The organism is Dietzia sp. CW19, assembly GCF_014145265.1.
GTDB lineage: Bacteria > Actinomycetota > Actinomycetes > Mycobacteriales > Mycobacteriaceae > Dietzia > Dietzia natronolimnaea.
The window spans coordinates 1-3,119 of the sequence record NZ_JAALEE010000328.1; the positions used below are offsets into that span (position 1 = coordinate 1).

Genomic DNA, 3,119 nt, shown 5'->3' on the forward strand with positions numbered 1-3,119 from the left:
CTCCCGCATGACCCGCCCGGCCACCCGCCCGGTCACCCGCCCCGAGGCCGGTGCGCGACGATGATGTCGTGATGATCGACGTCGACGTGGTGGTGATCGGTGCGGGGCAGGCCGGACTGACCGCCGGGTACCACCTGCAGCGCCGGGGCTTCGTCCCCGCCGACCGGTCCACCGCCGGCGATCGGACCTACGTCATGCTCGACGGCGAGGACGGCCCCGGCGGGGCGTGGCGGCACCGGTGGGAGTCGCTCACCATGAGCACCGTCAACGGGATCTTCGGGCTCCCGGGCGTCCCGGTGCCCGAGGTGGATCCCGCACTGCCCAGCCGGGAGGTGTTGCCCGCCTACTTCGCCGACTACGAGGAGCGGTTCTCGCTGGGGGTCAGGCGACCGGTGTGGGTGCGGCAGGTGCGCCGCACCCCGGACCGGCGGGACGGCACGGGAGACGGCCGCCTCGTCGTCGTCACCACCCGGTCCGACGGGGCCGGTGACGACGACGAGGTGTGGCACGCGCGGTTCGTCATCAACGCCACGGGGACGTGGACGCGACCCTTCTGGCCGCACTACCCCGGCCGCGAGGACTTCCGCGGGCGACACGTCCACGTCCACGACTACGTCCGGGCCGAGGAGTTCGCCGGGCAGCGCGTGGTGGTCGTGGGCTCGGGGATCTCGGCGACCCAACTGCTCGAGGCGATCTCGCGCGTGGCCGACACCTTCTGGGTGACCCGACGGGAGATCGAGTGGGCCACGGGACCGCCCCCGGAGAACTTCTCGGCCGCCATCTCCGCGGTCGCCGAGCGCACGGCCATGGGGCTGGCGCCGGAGAGCGTGATCCGGGTGACCGGCATGTACCGCACCCCGTGGATCGATCGCGCGGAGGCCCGCGGGGCGCTCGTCCGACACCCGATGTTCACCCGGATCGAGCCCGACGGGGTGCGGATGCCGGACGGGACGCTCGAACCCGCCGACGCGATCCTGTGGGCCACCGGGTTCCGGCCCGCCGTCTCCCACCTGGCGCCGCTCGGTCTGCGCACCCCGGCCGGGGGGATCCGTGTGGTCGACGGACGGGCGCTCGACGAGCCGCAGCTGTTCCTGATCGGCTACGGCCCGTCCCAGTCGACCGTGGGGGCCAACCGGGCGGGCCGTGACGCCGTCCGTGCGATCACGACCGAAATCTGAAGAGCCGTGATCAGAGCGTCCGGGAGATCAGTTCCTTCATGATCTCGTTGGTCCCGCCGTAGATCTTCTGCACGCGGGCGGAGGCGTACATCCGCGCGATCGGGTACTCGGTCATGAAGCCGTAGCCGCCGAAGACCTGCAGGCAGCGGTCGATGATCTCGCACTGCTTGTCGGTGCAGAAGTACTTGGCCATGGACGCCGTGGCCGGGTCCAGCTTGCCCTCCAGGTGCAGGGTGATGCAGTGGTCCAGGAGGGTGCGCGCGGCCAGGGCCTCGGTCTTGCACTCGGCCAGCTCGAAGCGGAGGTTCTGGAACTTCAGGATGGGCTTGCCGAACGCCTCGCGCTCCTTGGCGTAGTCGATCGCGAGCCGGACCGCGGTCTCGGCCGCCGCCACGGCGGTGACGGCGATGATGAGCCGCTCCTGGGGCAACTGCTGCATGAGCTGGATGAAGCCCTGGCCCTCACCCTCCTCGCCGCCGAGGATGTTGGCGGCGGGGATCCGCATGTCGTCGAAGAACAGCTCCATCGTGTCCTGGTACTTCAGACCGATCTTGTCGAGCTTGCGACCGCGGTCGAAACCCGGCAGGTCGGTGGTCTCGGCGAGGAGCAGGGACAACCCCTGGGCGCCCTCGCCGCCGGTGCGGGCCACGATGATCAGCAGGTCGCAGTGCATGCCGTTCGAGATGAACGTCTTGGCGCCGTTGACCACCAGGTCGTCGCCGTCCCGGACCGCCGTGGTGCGCAGCGCCTGGAGGTCGGACCCCGCTCCGGGCTCGGTCATGGCGATCGCCCCCACCATCTCGCCGGTGGCGAGCTTGGGCAGGAAGCGGGTCTTCTGCTCCTCCGTTCCGTACTGGAGCAGGTAGTGGGCCACGATCGTGCTGTGGACCGAGTTGCCCCAGCCGTCGTCGAGCGCGCGGGTCTGCTCCTCGGCGATGACCGTCTCGTGCGCGAACGTGCCCCCGCCGCCGCCGTACTCCTCGGGGATGGAGATGCACAGCAGGCCCGCATCGCCGGCCTTGTTCCAGAACCCGCGGTCCACGGCGCCCTCGGCGGCCCACCGCTCGAGGTTCGGCGCGGTCTCCTTGTCCAGGAACGCACGCGTGTGGGCGCGGAGGGCGTCCAGGTCGTCGGTCATCCACGGGGAGCGGTAGGGGGCGGTCTCGAACACGGGGAGTCTCCAGGGGTCGGTCGCGTGGGCCCGGGCGGCCCCGCTCGACCACCACAATACGAGTGCATGCTTTGCTATGCAATCGTATTGTCGCGGTATCGTCTCAGGCATCGACCGAACGCAGACGCCGTTCGAGGGCGGGGAAGGGGTGGGGCGCATGGCCGGAACCACTGCCGACCGGGGCGTGGCCGCGGACGGGGACCTCACGGCGCGGGCGCGGATCCGCTACGCCGCACTGGCCCTGTACGCCGAGTACGGCGAGGACAGGGTCTCGATGCGCCGGGTGGCCGCCGAGGTCGGGGTGACGATCGGACTGATCCAGCACCACTTCGGCACCAAGGACGGCCTGCGCCGCGCCGTGGACGATCTCGTGGTGGAGCGGGTGGTCGGGGCGTTGTCGACGGTGGAGCACACCGGGACGGCCGCGGAGGTGGTGGAGGCCCGGAACGTCGCCGTCCGCGAGATGCTCCGGCAGAACCCGCAGCTCGTGAGCTACCTCAACCGGGCCCTGCTGGAGCCCGACGGCCGCGGGGCCCCGCTGCTGGAGGCGATCGTCGACCTCACCACCAGGGAGGTCGAGGGGCTGCGGCGCGGGGGTCTCGCCTCCACGCGGACCTCGGACAAGGTCCAGGTGGTCCGGACGCTCGTCGACCAGGTGGGGGAGTTGTTCCTCCGGCCCGTGGTCGAGGCCATCTGGGCGCATATCGGTGGCGACCCGGGCGAGTGCCCCTCGATCAGGATCACGGTCGAGGGGCACTGAGGTCGAGGGG

3 protein-coding genes are annotated in these 3,119 nt (G+C 71.1%); 2 read left to right on the forward strand and 1 reads right to left on the reverse strand.

The features are described from left to right. The first annotated feature begins 71 nt into the window (after positions 1-71). A complete protein-coding gene (locus G6021_RS10250; protein WP_182641224.1) occupies positions 72-1,178 on the forward strand; it encodes an FAD-dependent oxidoreductase in 1,107 nt (368 codons plus the stop codon). Between the two features lie 10 nt (positions 1,179-1,188). Here the strand turns inward: G6021_RS10250 and G6021_RS10255 are convergent, their stop codons facing one another. Then, positions 1,189-2,349: an acyl-CoA dehydrogenase family protein gene (locus tag G6021_RS10255; protein WP_179524814.1), complete on the reverse strand. Its 1,161-nt coding sequence runs from the start codon at positions 2,347-2,349 to the stop codon at positions 1,189-1,191. A 157-nt stretch (positions 2,350-2,506) separates the two neighbouring features. On the opposite strand from G6021_RS10255, the gene G6021_RS10260 reads away from it, so the two are divergent. Next, the gene (locus tag G6021_RS10260; protein WP_179524815.1) at positions 2,507-3,109 is read left to right on the forward strand and encodes a TetR/AcrR family transcriptional regulator; all 603 of its coding nucleotides are present in this window, start codon (positions 2,507-2,509) and stop codon (positions 3,107-3,109) included. Positions 3,110-3,119 lie beyond the last annotated feature (10 nt).